We start from the raw sequence: 15,557 nt of genomic DNA, 5'->3' as shown, positions 1-15,557 counted from the left end.
GCTACGTTCCATGCGGCAAACGCCGGGTGCTACAGACCCAGTTCGCGGGCGATGAGCATCAGCTGGACCTCCGTGGTGCCCTCCCCCACTTCAAGGATCTTGGAGTCGCGGTAGTGGCGTGCCACGGTGAACTCGTTGATGAAGCCATAGCCGCCGAATACCTGGGTGGCATCCCGCGCGTTGTCCATGGCCGCCTCGCCTGCGACCATCTTAGCGATGGCCGCCTGCGTCTTGAATGGCTTGCCGGCAAGCATGCGGGCAGCCGCATCGTAGTAGGCCAGGCGGGCGGTATGGGCCCTGGCTTCCATGCGCGCGATCTTGAACGAGATGGCCTGGTACTTGCCGATCTCGCTACCAAACGCCCTGCGTTCCTTGGCGTACCGGACGGACAGGTCCGCGCAGCCCTGCGCCGCGCCGGTGGCCAGGGCCGCGATGGCGATACGCCCCTCGTCCAGGATGGACAGGAAGTTCGCGTAGCCCCGCCCTTCGGTTCCCAGCAGGTTCGCTTCGGGAACCCGGACGTCCTTGAGGGTGAGCGGGTGCGTGTCCGAGGCGTTCCAGCCCACCTTGTTATACGGCTTTTCCGCCTTGAAGCCGGGCGTGTCGGTGGGCACCAGGATGGTGGAGATTTCCTTCTGCACCGTCCCGTCGCCGCGTTCCCTCTGGCCCGTGACGGCGGTGACTGTCACCAGCCGCGTGATGTCCGTCCCGGAGTTGGTGATGAACTCCTTGTTGCCGTTGATCACCCAGTCCCCCGCATCCCGCCGGGCAGTGGTCTTGGTGCCGCCGGCGTCCGATCCCGCCTCCGGCTCGGTCAGGCCGAAACCGGCGAGCGCCTGCCCGGACGCGAGCATGGGCAGCCACTGCTGTTTCTGCTCGTCGGTGCCAAACCGGTACACGGGCATGGCGCCCAAAGAGACGCCTGCCTCCAGCGTGATGGCCACGGACTGGTCCACGCGCCCCAGCTGTTCCAGCGCCAGGGCGAGGGCAAAGTAGTCGCCGCCCATTCCGCCGTATTCCTCGGGAAAGGGCAGGCCGAACAGTCCCATTTCCGCCATCTGCTTCACTACCTCGTAGGGGAAGCTGTGCTCTTCATCGTGCTTGGCCGAAACCGGAGCCACCACATTGTCCGCGAAGTCGCGCACCGTGTCGCTAAGGTCCTGGTACTCCTCGGTGAGTTCTACGCCTGGCATTCGTTAGGCTCCTTCGCCTGTTGTGGGATTGTGGTGGTCCTGTTCCGCGGTATGCGGGTGGACGGTGGCGAGGACCTGGTCGGCCTTCACCAGGTCTCCCGGTTGTGCGTTGAGGTGCACCGTTCCGGCGAGGGGTGCCAGGAGCTGGTGTTCCATCTTCATGGCCTCTACCGAGACCAGCACCTGGCCGGCTGCCACGGCGTCGCCGTCGGTGACCGGGACGGACACCACGGTGCCGGGCATCGGCGAACGCACGGCCGGGTCAGCGGACCCCTCTTCACGCTGGATGGCTGCAAGGATCCGTTCCAGCCGTTCCTCCCGGGTCAGAACGTCCAGGCGGCAGGACCAGCCCTGGTTGCCGAGGAAGACCTGCCCCGTGCCGTCTTCCGCCAGCGCGTAGTGGTGGGTGCCGCCGTCGAGCATCAATTCCACGTGGCCCTTCCCCTGGACGTGCAGGGAGGCGGTGTGGCCCGCACCTCCGTCCACCGTCACCGCCACCGGGCCGGACGCGGCGTCGCCGGTGACCTCCACGGTGGCCATGCCGCCGTCGGGGGTCCCCAGGGTGATGCGGCGCGGTGCGGGCTTGCCCAGCCGCCAGCCATTGCGCATCTGCCAGGGCCCGGCAGCAGGCGGAAGCTGCTGTTCCTGGCCGGCCAGGACATCCAGCGCCGCAGCCACCAGCTCGGCAGGACCCACCCGCCGGAAGGTGAGGCCGGGAAGCTTCCGCCCGATCAGGCCGGTATCCAAGCGTCCCGCCCGCACGTCGGGATCATTGACGAGCAGCCGGAGGTACTCGACGTTGGTGTCCAGGCCAAGGGCGGTGTAGCCGGCGAGCGCCGTGTCCAGTGCATCGAGTGCGGCGGCCCGGTCCCCGCCCCAGGCGATGACCTTGGACATCATGGGGTCGTAGTTCGAGGACAGCTCCAGCCCTTCAACCAGGGAGGAGTCCACGCGGACCTTGCCTTGCGCGCCGGCGGGCAGCTCGTCCAGCAGGTGCACCCTGCCGGTTGATGGCAGGAAGTTCTTCTCCGGCACTTCGGCATACACGCGGGCTTCCACCGCGTGGCCGGTCAGCACGACGTCGGACTGCCGGATGGAGAGTTCCCGGCCTGCCGCAATCCGTACTTGCCATTCCACGAGGTCCAGGCCGGCCACCATCTCCGTGACCGGGTGCTCCACCTGGAGGCGGGTGTTCATTTCCATGAAGTAGAACTCGTCCGGGTGCTCGTCGGAGACCAGGAACTCCACCGTTCCGGCACCGGTGTAGTTCACGCTGCGGGCGGCATTGCAGGCAGCCTCGCCAATCCGGGCCCGGATGGCGGCGCCGTTGGGCAGGTTTTCCAGCAGCGGTGACGGTGCCTCCTCGATGACCTTCTGGTGCCGCCGCTGCAGCGAACACTCGCGCTCGCCGAGGTGGATGACGTTGCCATGGTGGTCCGCCAGCACCTGTACCTCGATGTGCCGCGGGGTGGTCACCAGGCGTTCCAGGAACAGGGTGTCGTCGCCGAAGGCGCTCGCCGCCACCCGCCGGGCCGTGGCCAGGGCCGCCGGAAGGTCCTCCGCTTTGTCCACTGCGTGCATCCCCTTCCCGCCGCCGCCGGCGGAGGGCTTGATGAGGAGCGGAAATCCGACGCCGGCCGCTGCCTCCGCCAGCTCGGCATCGCTCATTCCGGGGCGGGCCACGCCCGGCACCACGGGGACCCCGTAGCCTGCCACGTGGTTCTTGGACCGGATCTTGTCCCCCATGACGTTCAGGGCCTCCACGCCGGGACCGATGAAGGTGATTCCCGCGTCTTCCAGGGCCCGGGCGAAATCGGCGTTCTCGCTGAGGAAGCCGTAGCCGGGGTGCACCGCCTGGGCCCCTGTTGCGCGGCAGGCCTTGAGCACCGCCTCGATGTTGAGGTAGCTGTCGGCGGCAGGGGGCGGGCCGATGCGCACGGAAATGTCAGCCTCCCGCACGTGCCGGGCGCCGGCGTCGGCATCGCTGTACACGGCGACCGACCTGATGCCGAGCGCACGCAGTGTACGGATCACGCGGCAGGCGATTTCGCCGCGGTTGGCCACCAGGACGGTGCCGAACAGCGGGGCTGCGGCGACGGCTGCTGCCGGTGTTGCGGAGACGTCAGTGGGTGCGGTCATGGTGTGCTCACATCCGGAAAAGGCCGAAGGAGGTGTCCGGCAACGGGGTGCGGGAGACGACGTCGAGCGCCAGTCCCAGGACGGTGCGGGTGTCTGCGGGGTCGATCACGCCGTCATCCCACAGGCGGGCGGTGGAGTAGTAGGGGCTGCCCTGGTCCTCGTACTGCCGCCGGATGGGGGCCTTGAACTCTTCCTCGTCCTGTTCCGGCCATTCCTCCCCGGCGGCTTCGTACTGGTCCCGCTTGACGGTGGCCAGCACGCTGGCGGCCTGGTTGCCGCCCATGACGGAGATCCGGGCCGCGGGCCACATCCACAGGAACCGCGGCGAATAGGCCCGGCCGCACATGGAGTAGTTGCCTGCTCCGAAGGATCCGCCGATCACCACCGTGAGCTTCGGAACCCGGGCCGTGGCGACGGCCGTGACCATTTTGGCCCCGTTCTTGGCGATGCCGCCCTGCTCCGCGTCCCGGCCCACCATGAAGCCGGAGATGTTCTGGAGGAAGAGCAGCGGAATGCCGCGCTGGTCGCAGAGTTCGATGAAGTGTGCCCCCTTGAGGGAGGACTCGCTGAACAGCACGCCGTTATTGGCCACGATACCCAAGGGGTGTCCGTGCAGCCGGGCAAAGCCGGTGACAAGCGTGGTGCCGTAGTCCTTCTTGAATTCGTGGAAGGTGCTGCCGTCCACCAGCCTGGCGATGACTTCGTGCACGTCGTAGGGGGCGTTGACGTCCGTGGGTACGGCGCCGTACAGCTCTTCCATGCTGGCAACGGGTTCGACGGCGGGTTCCACCTGCCACGCGGGCGGGGCCGGGGGCGGCAGCGTGGCCACGATGTCCCGGATGATCTGCAGGGCATGATGGTCGTTCTCGGCCAGGTGGTCGGTCACACCGGAAATCCTGGAGTGCACCTCCCCGCCGCCCAATTCCTCCGGGCTGACGATTTCGCCGATGGCCGCCTTCACCAGCGGCGGGCCGCCCAGGAAGATGGTGCCCTGGTTGCGGACGATAACCGTCTCGTCGCTCATCGCGGGAACGTAGGCTCCGCCCGCGGTGCAGGAACCCATGACGGCGGCGACCTGCGGGATCTTGGCCGCTGACAGGCGCGCCTGGTTGTAGAAAATGCGTCCGAAGTGGTCCCTGTCCGGAAAGACTTCGTCCTGCTTAGGCAGGAATGCGCCGCCCGAGTCGACGAGGTAGATGCAGGGAAGCCGGTTTTCGAGGGCGATCTCCTGGGCCCGGAGGTGCTTCTTGACCGTCATGGGGTAGTAGGTGCCGCCCTTGACGGTGGCGTCGTTGGAGATCACCAGCACCTGCCTGCCGTGCACCAGCCCGATGCCGGCGATTACGCCCGCGCCCGGAGCTTCGTCGTTGTACATGCCGTTGGCCGCCAGCGGCGCGATTTCCAGGAAAGGACTGCCGTCATCCAGTAGCTGGTCGATGCGCTCCCGGGGCAGCAGCTTGCCCCTTGCCACATGGCGTTGCCGGGACTTTTCAGGACCCCCCAGAGCCGCTTCGGCCAGTCTTTTTCGGAGCTCCCCGGCCAGCTCCCTCTGGGCCTGGCTGTTGGCACCGAACGCCTCGCTGGCCGGGTTGATCCTGCTGACAAGGGTCTCCATTGACGGTCCGTTCCTCCATGAGCCAAGCCGGATCCACTCCAACTCGGTTAGTGCCCAATAACTGAAATTCAGGTTAGTCTCTCGTAACTGTGATGTCCAACACATGGGCCGCCTTGCTAGAATCTGCGGGTCCTAGGAGGAAAAGTGCCCAGCACCGATACCACGCAGACCAGCGAGCGCAGCGCAGCCGGCCGCAGCCCGTCGACCCAGCGCAGCAAGGCGAAGGAGAACCGCCGCCAGGCACTGCTGGCTGCCGCCGCGTCACTGTTCGCGGTGAACGGGTTCAACAAGGTGTCGCTGGAGGACCTGGGAGCGGCGGCGGGAGTCAGCGGCCCGGCCGTCTACCGCCACTTCCCGGGCAAGCAGGCAGTCCTGGCCGACCTGCTGCTGACGGTCAGCCAGGATCTGCTGGACGGTGGCCGCCAGGTGGTGGAGGCCAGCCCCGACCCCCTGGCCGCGCTGCAGCGGCTGGTGGCGTTCCAGGTGGACTTCGCCCTAAGCAAGCCGGACGTAATCCGGGTACAGGACCGCGATTTCAGCAACCTGTCCGAGCAGGACCAGGCCGCTGTCCGCATCCTCCAGCGGAGCTACGTGGAGGTGTGGGTGGAGGTCCTCGCCGGCGTCCACCCGGACGTGGACATTCCGGAACTTCGGATGCGGGCGCACGCCACGTTCGGCCTCATCAACTCCACCCCGCATTCCGTGCGCAGCCACGGCCGCAGGATTACCGCCGCGGCCGCCCGCCCGCTGCTGGAGGGGATGGCCCTGGCCGCCCTCACCGTCAGTATTCCCCCGGCCCCCTGACAACCACTGGAGTTGTTGTCCAGCTATGGCGGCTTGGAACCGCTTGGAGTCACCATATCTGGACAAAAACTTCTGACCGCCGGCCCGGAATTCTGGCGCGGGTGCGGGCCGCCTTTCTACTACACCATGGTCAGGACCATGCCGGGTTCGGCCAGGATCGCGCCGACGTCGGCCAGGAACCGGGACCCCTGCTCGCCGTCCACCAGGCGGTGGTCGAAGGACAGGCTGAGCGTCAGGACCTGCCGCAGCGCCACCTCGCCCCGGTACTCCCAGGGCATGGTCCGCACGGCCCCCATGGCCAGGATGGCCGCTTCCCCCGGATTGAGGATGGGGGTGCCGGCATCAATGCCGAAAACGCCAATGTTGGTAATGGAGATGGTGCCGCCGGACAGGTCCCCCGGGGCGGTCTTTCCAGCGCGGGCAGTCTCGGTGAGGGCCGTCAGCGCTTCTGCCAACTGGTGCAGGGACAGCGCATCGGCGTCCTTGATGTTGGGCACCGTCAGGCCGCGGGGCGTTGCTGCCGCAATACCCAGGTTCACGTAGTTGAAGGTGACGATCTCCTGGCTGGCCTCGTCCCACCTCGCGTTCAGGCCGGGGTTGCGCCGTAGTGCGATCAGCACCGCCTTGGCGGCCAGGGTCAGCGGCGTGAGCTTTACCCCGGAGAACGCGCTGCTGGCTTTGAGTTTGGCCAGCAGCTCCATGGTGGGCGTGACATCCACCGTCAGGAACTCGGTGACGTGCGGCGCCGTGAAGGCACTCTCCACCATCGCCGCGGCCGTGAACTTCCGGACACCCTTGATGGGAGTACGGGTCTCCCGTGCTCCCTGCTGCATGGAGGTGGCCCCGGCCGCCAGGGCGCCGTCCGGCTCCTGCGCGGGCTTGCCGTCCAGGAAGGCCTGGACGTCCTCCCGGGTGATGAGTCCGCTGGGACCGGTTCCGGGAACCTGTGCCAGATCCACGCCGAGGTCCTTCGCCAGCTTGCGCACCGGGGGCGTTGAACGGGGCCGCTCGCCCTGGCGTTCAGGGGCCGGTTCAGCCACCGCTGCTTCCGGCGCGGCAGGACTGGCTTGGACAGGTTCGACCATCGGAGATCTTGCTCCGGCAGAGCCGGCCAGGGGAAAGGTGCGGGCCCGCCGCGCCGGGCGGGCGGAACTTTCGACGACGGCGCCGTACCCCACCAGGTTCGGCTGCCGTTTGGGAGTCTCAGCCGCCGCTTCCCCTCCCTCCGCGGAAGCGGCTGCAGGCAGTGAAGCCGGGGTCCCGGCGTCGTCCGCCACTTCGAAGGACACGATGGGCTTCCCCACCTCCACGATGGTGCCCGGCTGTTCGTGCAGTTCCTTGATGACGCCGGCGAACGGTGACGGCAGCTCCACTACCGCTTTGGCCGTTTCCACTTCGGCAATCACCTGGTTCAGGCTCACCGTGTCACCCACATCCACCTTCCAGCTGAGGATTTCTGACTCGGTGAGTCCCTCGCCGAGGTCCGGGAGCCGGAATTCCTTGATCATGGTGCCGCTCATCCTTCCAGCCCGCTCAGGGAGTTGGGGCGGCCCAGCGCGCGGTCCACGCCGTCCAGGATGCGGTCCAGGCCGGGCAGGTGGTGCATCTCAAGCTTCGAGGAGGGGTACGGGATGTCGAAGCCGGTGACCCGCACCGGCGCCGCCTCGAGATGATAGAAGCAGCGTTCGGTAATGCTCGCGGCTACTTCGGCACCCAGCCCGCCAGACTCGCCGGCTTCATGGGTGACCACCAGCCGCCCGGTCCGCCGGACCGACGCCACGATCGTTTCATAGTCCACCGGCGCCAGCGAGCGCAGGTCGATCACCTGGATGGAAATGCCCTCGTCAGCGGCAGCGGTTGCGGCGTCCAGCGCCGTCTTTACCAGCGGACCGTAGGCAACCAGCGTGACGTCCGAGCCCTCCGTGAGGACCTTCGCCTGGTCCATGGGCAGGGCCGTGCCGGGACCGGCCGACTCGTCCACGTCGGCTTTATCGTGGTAGCGCCGCTTGGGCTCAAAGAAAAGGACGGGATCATCGCAGGAGATGGCCTGCTGGATGACGGTGTAGGCGTCCTGCGGGTTCGCCACCGAGACCACCCGGAGGCCGGCGGTATGCGTGAAGTAGGCCTCCGGGGATTCGGAGTGGTGTTCGGGCGAGCCGATGCCGCCGCCGAACGGGATCCGGATGGTGATGGGCATCTTCACTGCTCCGCGCGTCCGGTAATGCAGCTTGGCCACCTGGCTGACGATCTGGTCGAAGGCCGGGTAGACGAACCCGTCGAACTGGATTTCCACCACGGGCCGGTAGCCCCGGTAGGCGAGCCCGACGGCGGTGCCCACGATGGCGGATTCTGCGAGCGGCGTGTCCACCACCCGGTGCTTCCCGAAGTCCTTCTGCAGCCCGTCGGTCACCCGGAACACGCCGCCGAGGGTGCCGATGTCCTCACCCAGGAGGACAACCTTTGGATCGTTCTCAAGGGACTTCCGCAGGCCCGCGTTGATGGCGCGGGCAAAGGTCATCTGGGTCATCAGCGTGCACCTTCTTCAAGAGTGGCCGTATCGGGATCGCCGAAGGAGGCCAGGTAACGGGAGTAGTGGTCCTGCTGCCGGTCCAGCCAGGAGTTGGGGGTGCTGTACACATGCTTGAAAACGTCCAGCGGCTCCGGATCGGGCATGCGGGTGCACCCGTCGCGCATCTCGCGGGCAACGGCGTCGGCCTTGTCCTTGACCTGTTGCTGCAGGTCTTCGGTGAGCAGGCCCTTCCGGTCCAGGAGCGCCGCCATCCGGCTGATGGGGTCCTTGGCGGCCCAGTCCTCGAGCTCGTTGGGGTCCCGGTAGCGCGTGGGATCGTCGGCGGTGGTGTGCGGTCCCATCCGGTAGCTGACGGCTTCGACGAAGGTGGGACCGCCTCCCCGCCGTGCCCGGTCCAGCGCGACGCGGGTAGCCGCCATCACGGCCAGGACATCGTTGCCGTCCACGCGCAGGCTGGGAATCCCGAAGCCCGCCGCGCGGTCCGCGAGCTGGATATGGGACTGGAGCCTGACAGGTTCAGAGATGGCCCAATGGTTGTTGGTGCAGAAGAACACCACGGGGACCTGGAAACTGGCCGCGAACACCATGGCCTCGTTGACGTCGCCTTCGCTGGTGGCACCGTCGCCGAAGTAGGTGATGGCCACGGAATCGGTGCCGTCGTTCTGGATGCCCATGGCGTAGCCGGTGGCGTGCAGCGTCTGGGCGCCGATGATGATCTGGGGTGTGGCCATGTTGACGGTGTACGGGTCCCAGCCGGAGGGCGCATTGCCGCGCCACACTCGGAGCAGGTCCGCCAGGCCAACGCCCCGGCAGTAGGCCACGCCGTTTTCCCGGTAACTGGAAAACACGAAGTCGTCGCTGCGGAGGGACCGCGCAGACCCGATTTGCGCCGCCTCCTGGCCCAGCAGCGGCGGCCACAGCCCCAACTCGCCCTGCCGCTGCAGCGCCGTGGCTTCGAGGTCGATGCGCCGGACGACGCTGATGTCCTCATACAGCGAGCAGAGCTGCTCATCGGTGATATCCCGGACCCAGAAATCGAACTCGGGATGGCTGACCCGCTCCCCTGCAGGAGTTATCAGCTGGACCAGCCTGGAGGCCGGTCCGGAGGTGCCCTGGGCGCTGGTGGGGGCGGATGCTCCGCCCTGGCCCGTTCCGTCTGTAGACACGATAGCCCGCAACCTTCTCACGTCGTTGACCAGCAGCTTTGGAACTTGTGGCTCCCGCCCTGCCGGCCTCCCGGGCGCCGTTGCCCCGGATAATTGTGACCCTACTCACAATGCTCACGGGGTACAACTGCCGCGCCGATCCTTGAGCAAAATGCTCTGTGCCGGGCGTCGGGACCGTGCTAGCTTTGCGCATTATGCAAGCTTTGGATGGCACTGATACCCGACTGTTATCGGCCCTCGCGGAGGACCCACGGAAAACGGTGGTGGCGCTTGCCCAGCAGCTGGGCCTCTCCCGGAACACCGTGCAGGCGAGGTTGGCGCAGCTGGAAAAGAAGCACGCCTTCCTGTCCTTCGAGCGGCGCATCAATCCGGCCTCGCTGGGATACCCCCTGATGGCCTTCATCTCGGTGCACGTCCAGCAGCAGAAGCTCACGCAGCTGGCGGGGCAGCTGGCAGAGATTCCCGAGATCCTGGAAGGCTACGGCCTCACCGGATCCGCAGACCTGCTCCTGCGCGTGGTGGCAGTGGACGCCGAGGATCTCTTCCGGATCAACGGCAAGATCCTGGCCTGCGACGGCGTGGAGCGGGCTGACACTGCCCTTGCGATGGGTGAGCTCATCCCGTTCCGCGTGCAGCCCCTGCTGGAACGCGGATCAGCGCGCGGCTGAGGAGGGCTGCCGCAGGGATGAAGCGGTTCGCCCGCCGTCAGTGAGAGGGCGTTTGCGGAAGGGGCGCCAAAGTGAGCGGGCGTTTTGCGGAACAGCGCCGTAACTGAAAGAGCGTTTTACGACGGCGAAACCCGGCCGGCAAGTAGGCCTGGGCGCCCGGGTTATAGGCTTGTCCCAGAAATTCGCCGGGGACCCGAACCGGACCTCTGCACCCCAGCACCATTTTTGGAAAGGCTCCACCTTGAGCAGTCCCCAGGAACCGTACCAGCCGGGCCACCCCGGCCCGGGCCAGCAGCAACTCCCTCAGCAGCCGGGCCAGTACGCGGCCGCAGGCCCGTTCGGCCTTCCCGGCGAGGAGCCGCCGGCGAGGAGGCGCCCCAAGCTGTGGGTGGTTCTGACAGCCATCGGCGGCGTCCTGCTGCTGGTCGGCCTGGGCATCGTCATCCTGGTCAATGTGGCGGGCAGCGCAACCAACCAGGCCAAGGGCCTTGCGGACGGCTTCACCAAGCTGGTCATCGCCGGGGAGAGCTCCAAAGCCTACGATGACTACCTTGACCCCGCGCTGCAGGAGCAGCTGTCCAAGGAGTCGTTCATGTCCGGCATCGCCAGCCTCAACATGGACGATACCTGCGAGCCGGAGTACAACGACCTCCAGGTGGCCACGGAGAACGGCGTCAAGTCTGCCGATATCGTGGGCCTGATCACCTGCGAGGGCAAGAACGTGGACCTGGCATACCGGTTCGAGGGCACGGACGAACTGAAGATGACCAATATCAAGCTCAGGCCGGCGCCGTAGCTCCGGATTCCGCATTAGGAAGATTCCTGACCTTTACCCATCCGCACTTCCGCATGGTCCGAATCGCTTCCGAGGGTCCCGGCCAGGGACCCGCAGTCCGGCGGGGAACACCTCCCCCGCCCTACCGGAAGGATTCGGGCCATGCGCACTTCACCCAACCGCCTCGTCGCCACCGTCTTCGGAGCCGTATACCTGCTGGTGGGCCTCCTCGGCTTCGCCGTCACGTCCGGCGTCGGCTTCGCCGCCACCGAGGGCGCCAACCTCATCATTTTCGAAGTCAACCCGCTGCACAACGTCATCCACCTCGCCATCGGTGCCACGCTGCTTTTCGCCGGGCTGAAGGGCACCGCGATCGCCCGTTCCGTGAACGCCACCGTTGGCGCCGTCTACCTGCTGGTCGGCGTGCTCGGCCTGTTCCTGCTGAACTCCCCGCTGAACATCATCGCCCTGAACGGCGCTGACAACGTGCTGCACCTTGCCAGCGCCGTACTGCTGCTGGGTGTGGGCCTGTCGCTGGACAAGTCTCCGGCAACCGTCCGGGCCTAGGGCACGATGGACCGGACCGCACCCGCCCGGACGCTGGAGCCGGGAGAAGCGCCGGAAGCCTCTGACGCTCCGGTACCTGCCGCCGTCCGGCTCTTCGCCGGTTTCGCTGGCTTCGGTGCCGGCACCGTCAACCTGGCCATTTCCTCAAGCCTCTTCGCCGGGACAGCGGATACCGCAGGGCCGGCGGAGTTCGCCGCGGGCGGACTCGCCGGGCTCTGGGGTGCCGGCCTCCTGGCGGGCGCGGTGATCCACTTGGCCCGAGGGACCTTTCCGGGCAGCCGGAGTGCACGGGGCACCCTGCTGGCAGCCGCCGCCGTCCATGCGGCCGCCGCACTGTTCAGCGCACCGGCCGGCGGGGGGCTCAACCTGAGCCACCTGGCTGCCCTGCTGCTGACGCTAATGATCATCGCGGCCGTGGCGTGGCTGGGCCGGCACCGGAGCCCATCCTCCGCATCCGGGATGTCCGCCGCGTATCCCGGCCGGCTGCTGCTGGCAGCCTTCGCCGGTGCGGTGCTGGTGGCAGGAATCGCGACGCCGGGACTCGCCGCTTCCACGGCAGGCCAGTTCGCCGTCCCGCACGGCGAGCATGGGCTCACTCCCCCGCCCGGGGGACACCACCAGCGCTGAAAAAGCCTCCGCGCCGATGATTCGGCACGGAGGCTTTTTTCGTTGCAGGGTGGCTGCGGTTTCAGGGCAGCCGCGGGCGGACGGTCAGTGGTTGACGGCCTTTTCGGCGCCGACCCCGGTGAGGGACCGGACTTCCATCTCTGCCTGCTTGGCGCTGTCCTCGCGCTTCTTGTCCAGCACCGTGCCGAGCCATCCCAGGAAGAAGGCCAGCGGGATGGAGACGATGCCGGGGTTGCTCAGCGGGAAGAAGGCAAAGTTCGCGTCCTTGATCATGGACGTTGCGCCGCCCGAGACCACCGGGGAGAAGATGATCAGCACGATGGCCGCGCCCAGGCCGCCGTACATGCTCCAGATGGCACCCTGCGTGGTGAACTTCCGCCAGAACAGCGAGTAGATGATGGTGGGCAGGTTGGCGGATGCCGCGACGGCAAACGCCAGTGCCACCAGGAACGCAACGTTCTGCCCGTTGGCGAGGATGCCGCCCAGGATGGCCAGGACGCCGATGACCACCACGGTCCGGCGGGCAACCTTCACCTCGGTGTCGGCGTCGGCCTTGCCCTTGGCAATGACGCTGGCGTAGATGTCATGGGCGAAGGATGCTGCAGCGGTGATGGTCAGGCCCGCCACCACGGCCAGGATGGTTGCGAAGGCCACGGCCGAGATGAAGCCCAGCAGCAGCGGCCCGCCCAGGAAGAACGCCAGCAGCGGGGCGGCGGAGTTGACGCCGCCCGGGGCGGTCTTGATGGTTTCGGGACCCACCAGGGCAGCTGCACCGTAACCGAGCACCAGGGTGAACAGGTAGAAGAGGCCGATCAGCCAGATGGCCCACACCACGGACTTGCGGGCTTCCTTGGCGGTGGGAACCGTGTAGAAGCGCATCAGGACGTGGGGCAGGGCGGCCGTGCCCAGGACCAGGGCCAGGCCCAGGGACATGAAGTCCAGCTTGGAGGTTTCGGTCTTGCCGTACTGCAGGCCGGGGTTCAGCACCGCCGGGTTGTTGGCGGTTTCCACTGCGGCGCCCAGCAGGCTGGAGAGGTTGAAGCCGTAGATGGCCAGGACCCAGAGCGTCATGACGGCCGCGCCGGCGATGAGCAGGACTGCCTTGATGATCTGCACCCAGGTGGTGCCCTTCATGCCGCCGATCAGGACGTACATGATCATGAGGCCGCCGACGACGATGATCACCAGGGCCTGTCCGCCCCAGTCGCTGATGCCTAGAAGCAGGGAGATGAGGCTGCCGGCGCCGGCCATCTGGGCGAGGAGGTAGAAGAAGCAGACGGCAAGGGTGGAGATGGCGGCGGCGATCCGGACGGGCCGCTGCTTGAGCCGGAAGGACAGCACGTCCGCCATGGTGAACTTGCCGGTATTGCGAAGCAGCTCAGCCACCAGGAGCAGCGCCACGAGCCAGGCCACCAGGAAGCCGATGGAGTACATGAATCCGTCATATCCGTTGATGGCGATGGCACCGGTGATGCCCAGGAAGGACGCCGCAGAGAGGTAGTCCCCGGCGATGGCAGTTCCATTCTGGGACCCGGTGAAGGAGCGTCCGGCGGCGTAGTAGTCCGCGGCGGTCTTGTTGTTCCGGCTGGCCCGGAAGACGATCACCATGGTAACGGCCACGAACAGTGCGAAGACGCCCATGTTCAGCAGGGTGGTGTCCTTGAGGGCGGCGACATCAACCGCTGCGGGAATCCCGATCACTTGTTTACCTCGCCCACTCGATTGCCATCCTTATCAAATTCATGTCCTTCAATCTCATTCCGAATATCCGCGGCGATGGGGTCCAGCCGCCGGTTCGAGTAACTGACGTACCAGCTGGTAATTGCAAATGTTGAGACGAACTGCAGCAGGCCGAGGATCAGGCCGATGTTGATGTTGCCCCAGACCTTCGTGGACATGAATCCCACGGCGTAGTCGGCGAGCAGGACGTAGGCGAAGTACCACAGCAGGAAGGCCACTGCCATGGGGAAGACAAAGCTGCGGTGACGCTTGCGCAGTTCCTGGAACTGCCCGGTCGACTGGACCTGTTCAAAGTCCACGGACGCCGCTGCGTCCGGAGTATGGGCATCGTGACCCATCGTTCCTCCTCGTTGAGACTTGCCGGGACACACCGGCCGGCGGCCCTGCGCAGGCACACCCTGGGTGTGACTCCAATCACTGTGCGGGTGCCTGCCACCGGATTCCAGTGGAAGGGCGCCCGTGGTCGCTCAACGGTCGGGATGCTGCGGCAAACGGCACCCGCCGCTACGCTGGGCTCCATGCCGGACTCCCCCCTCCTGACCGCCGCGGCCGTGGCCGTGATCGCCATGGCCATCGCCGTCGTCGTCGGCGTGGGCCTCAAGGTGCTCCGCTCCTTCCGCGACCTCGGCACGGATGCCGAACGGGCCACGTACCACACGCTGCACGCGGCGTCCCAGGCGGGCCAGCACCTGCGGCGCGGCCTGAATCCGGCCGGCGCGGCGAAAGCCAGCCGGCAGCTGCGCACCCTGCTGGGCTCGGACGCGCTGGCCATCACGGACACGTCCGGCGTCCTTGCCTGGGACGGAGCCGGCGAGGAACTCAAACCCCGGCTGATGGAACTTGCTGCTCCCGTCCTGGCAGGAGGCCGGACCGCCGTGTTGCCGGCCGGCGCGGACGGTACCGGCGGCGGCCTTGCGGCCGTCATCGCGCCCGTCCGGGCAGACTCCCGCGTGGTGGGCGCCGTCGCGGCTTTCGCGCCGTCGGCCGGCGCCGGACTGGTGCGGGCCACCGGCGAGGTGGCGGACTGGGTGGCCGTCCAGGTGGAGCTGGCAGAGCTGGACGCGTCCCGGACCTTGCTGATGGAAGCCGAGGTGCGGGCTCTGCGGGCGCAGATCAGCCCGCACTTCATCTACAACTCGCTCAACGCCATCGCCTCCTTCATCAACACGGATCCCCAGCGGGCGCGGGAACTGGTGGTCGAGTTCGCGGACTTCACGCGCTATTCGTTCCGCCGGCACGGGGACTTCACCACGCTCGCGGAGGAACTGCGCTGCATTGACCGCTACCTGCTGTTGGAGCGCGCCCGCTTCGGCGAGCGGGTGCAGGTCAGCCTGCGGGTGGCGCCCGAGGTGCTCAGCACGGTGATCCCGTTCCTCAGCCTGCAGCCGCTGGTGGAGAACGCCGTGCGGCACGGCCTGGAAGCCAAGGAAGGGCCGGGCCACATCAGCATCACCGCGGAAGACGCCGGAGCGTTTGCCGAGGTGACCATCGAGGACGACGGCGTGGGCATGGACCCGGAGCAGCTCCAGTCAATGCTCGCCGGGCATACCGATGGCGAGCACGTGGGGCTGCGGAACGTGGACGCCCGGCTCCGCCAGGTCTACGGCAACGACCACGGCCTGGTCATCGAGACAGCCCCAGGCGAAGGAACCCTGATCACCATGCGGGTGCCCAAGTCCCAGCCGGGCCATGATGCCTGATCCGGCTCGCGCCGCCGGAAAGCTACCCTAGGA

General features: G+C 67.2%; 14 protein-coding genes. 6 read left to right on the top strand and 8 right to left on the bottom strand.

Annotation, left to right across the window (positions count from 1 at the left end; translation table 11 throughout):
• Positions 1-29: 29 nt before the first annotated feature.
• Genes AC5RUO_RS11240 through AC5RUO_RS11230 form a run of 3 tightly spaced genes read right to left on the bottom strand, consistent with a single transcriptional unit; the run spans position 30 to position 4,947 of the window.
• The gene (locus AC5RUO_RS11240) at positions 30-1,193 is read right to left on the bottom strand and encodes an acyl-CoA dehydrogenase family protein (RefSeq protein WP_494010473.1); all 1,164 of its coding nucleotides are present in this window, start codon (positions 1,191-1,193) and stop codon (positions 30-32) included.
• Between the two features lie 3 nt (positions 1,194-1,196).
• Positions 1,197-3,332: an acetyl/propionyl/methylcrotonyl-CoA carboxylase subunit alpha gene (locus tag AC5RUO_RS11235; protein WP_494010474.1), complete on the bottom strand. Its 2,136-nt coding sequence runs from the start codon at positions 3,330-3,332 to the stop codon at positions 1,197-1,199.
• A gap of 7 nt (positions 3,333-3,339) precedes the next feature.
• Entirely contained in the window at positions 3,340-4,947 is a 1,608-nt protein-coding gene (locus tag AC5RUO_RS11230) for a carboxyl transferase domain-containing protein (protein ID WP_494103535.1), read from the bottom strand.
• A 144-nt stretch (positions 4,948-5,091) separates the two neighbouring features.
• Between AC5RUO_RS11230 and AC5RUO_RS11225 the strand changes: the two genes are divergently transcribed.
• Positions 5,092-5,751: an SACE_7040 family transcriptional regulator gene (locus tag AC5RUO_RS11225; RefSeq protein ID WP_494010476.1), complete on the top strand. Its 660-nt coding sequence runs from the start codon at positions 5,092-5,094 to the stop codon at positions 5,749-5,751.
• A gap of 119 nt (positions 5,752-5,870) precedes the next feature.
• Here the strand turns inward: AC5RUO_RS11225 and AC5RUO_RS11220 are convergent, their stop codons facing one another.
• From AC5RUO_RS11220 to pdhA, 3 genes are read right to left on the bottom strand one after another with little or no spacing between them, the layout of a single operon-like run.
• Positions 5,871-7,259 carry a dihydrolipoamide acetyltransferase family protein gene (locus AC5RUO_RS11220; protein ID WP_494103534.1) on the bottom strand — a complete coding sequence of 463 codons (1,389 nt, stop codon included), beginning with the start codon at positions 7,257-7,259 and terminating at the stop codon, positions 5,871-5,873.
• An 8-nt stretch (positions 7,260-7,267) separates the two neighbouring features.
• Positions 7,268-8,278, bottom strand: coding sequence for an alpha-ketoacid dehydrogenase subunit beta (locus AC5RUO_RS11215; protein ID WP_494010478.1), 1,011 nt, complete (start codon positions 8,276-8,278; stop codon positions 7,268-7,270).
• Positions 8,278-9,447: a pyruvate dehydrogenase (acetyl-transferring) E1 component subunit alpha gene (pdhA, locus tag AC5RUO_RS11210; RefSeq protein ID WP_494010479.1), complete on the bottom strand. Its 1,170-nt coding sequence runs from the start codon at positions 9,445-9,447 to the stop codon at positions 8,278-8,280. Before pdhA ends, AC5RUO_RS11215 begins: the two co-directional genes overlap by 1 nt.
• 194 nt (positions 9,448-9,641) lie before the next feature.
• Between pdhA and AC5RUO_RS11205 the strand changes: the two genes are divergently transcribed.
• The 4 genes from AC5RUO_RS11205 to AC5RUO_RS11190 all read left to right on the top strand — a co-directional run bounded on the left by AC5RUO_RS11205 (position 9,642) and on the right by AC5RUO_RS11190 (position 12,084).
• Complete coding sequence (locus tag AC5RUO_RS11205; protein WP_494010480.1) at positions 9,642-10,115, top strand: Lrp/AsnC family transcriptional regulator; 474 nt, start codon at positions 9,642-9,644, stop codon at positions 10,113-10,115.
• Between the two features lie 241 nt (positions 10,116-10,356).
• Positions 10,357-10,911: a hypothetical protein gene (locus tag AC5RUO_RS11200; protein ID WP_494010481.1), complete on the top strand. Its 555-nt coding sequence runs from the start codon at positions 10,357-10,359 to the stop codon at positions 10,909-10,911.
• A 141-nt stretch (positions 10,912-11,052) separates the two neighbouring features.
• A complete protein-coding gene (locus AC5RUO_RS11195; RefSeq protein ID WP_494010482.1) occupies positions 11,053-11,457 on the top strand; it encodes a DUF4383 domain-containing protein in 405 nt (134 codons plus the stop codon).
• Positions 11,458-11,463: 6 nt separating this feature from the next.
• Entirely contained in the window at positions 11,464-12,084 is a 621-nt protein-coding gene (locus AC5RUO_RS11190) for a hypothetical protein (RefSeq protein WP_494051542.1), read from the top strand.
• 84 nt (positions 12,085-12,168) lie between these two features.
• Here AC5RUO_RS11190 and AC5RUO_RS11185 read toward each other — a convergent pair whose 3' ends face one another.
• Both AC5RUO_RS11185 and AC5RUO_RS11180 read right to left on the bottom strand, forming a co-directional pair.
• A complete protein-coding gene (locus AC5RUO_RS11185) occupies positions 12,169-13,785 on the bottom strand; it encodes a monocarboxylic acid transporter (protein ID WP_494010484.1) in 1,617 nt (538 codons plus the stop codon).
• The gene (locus AC5RUO_RS11180; RefSeq protein ID WP_494010485.1) at positions 13,782-14,162 is read right to left on the bottom strand and encodes a DUF485 domain-containing protein; all 381 of its coding nucleotides are present in this window, start codon (positions 14,160-14,162) and stop codon (positions 13,782-13,784) included. Before AC5RUO_RS11180 ends, AC5RUO_RS11185 begins: the two co-directional genes overlap by 4 nt.
• A 180-nt stretch (positions 14,163-14,342) precedes the next feature.
• Here AC5RUO_RS11180 and AC5RUO_RS11175 point away from each other — a divergent pair, with 180 nt between their 5' ends.
• Complete coding sequence (locus tag AC5RUO_RS11175) at positions 14,343-15,524, top strand: sensor histidine kinase (RefSeq protein WP_494010486.1); 1,182 nt, start codon at positions 14,343-14,345, stop codon at positions 15,522-15,524.
• The last annotated feature ends 33 nt before the right edge of the window (positions 15,525-15,557 follow it).

This window comes from Arthrobacter sp. Y3221087 (genome assembly GCF_059089905.1).
This window is presented reverse-complemented; position numbering and strand designations above follow the sequence as displayed.

Coding starts and splice junctions, on each gene's coding strand:
- AC5RUO_RS11175 (WP_494010486.1), top strand. CDS start 14,343: ATGCCGGACTCCCCCCTCCTGACCGCCGCGGCCGTGGCCGTGATCGCC.
- AC5RUO_RS11215 (WP_494010478.1), bottom strand. CDS start 8,278: ATGACCCAGATGACCTTTGCCCGCGCCATCAACGCGGGCCTGCGGAAG.
- AC5RUO_RS11240 (WP_494010473.1), bottom strand. CDS start 1,193: ATGCCAGGCGTAGAACTCACCGAGGAGTACCAGGACCTTAGCGACACG.
- AC5RUO_RS11195 (WP_494010482.1), top strand. CDS start 11,053: ATGCGCACTTCACCCAACCGCCTCGTCGCCACCGTCTTCGGAGCCGTA.
- AC5RUO_RS11180 (WP_494010485.1), bottom strand. CDS start 14,162: ATGGGTCACGATGCCCATACTCCGGACGCAGCGGCGTCCGTGGACTTT.
- AC5RUO_RS11190 (WP_494051542.1), top strand. CDS start 11,464: ATGGACCGGACCGCACCCGCCCGGACGCTGGAGCCGGGAGAAGCGCCG.
- AC5RUO_RS11205 (WP_494010480.1), top strand. CDS start 9,642: ATGCAAGCTTTGGATGGCACTGATACCCGACTGTTATCGGCCCTCGCG.
- AC5RUO_RS11230 (WP_494103535.1), bottom strand. CDS start 4,947: ATGGAGACCCTTGTCAGCAGGATCAACCCGGCCAGCGAGGCGTTCGGT.
- AC5RUO_RS11220 (WP_494103534.1), bottom strand. CDS start 7,259: ATGATCAAGGAATTCCGGCTCCCGGACCTCGGCGAGGGACTCACCGAG.
- AC5RUO_RS11235 (WP_494010474.1), bottom strand. CDS start 3,332: ATGACCGCACCCACTGACGTCTCCGCAACACCGGCAGCAGCCGTCGCC.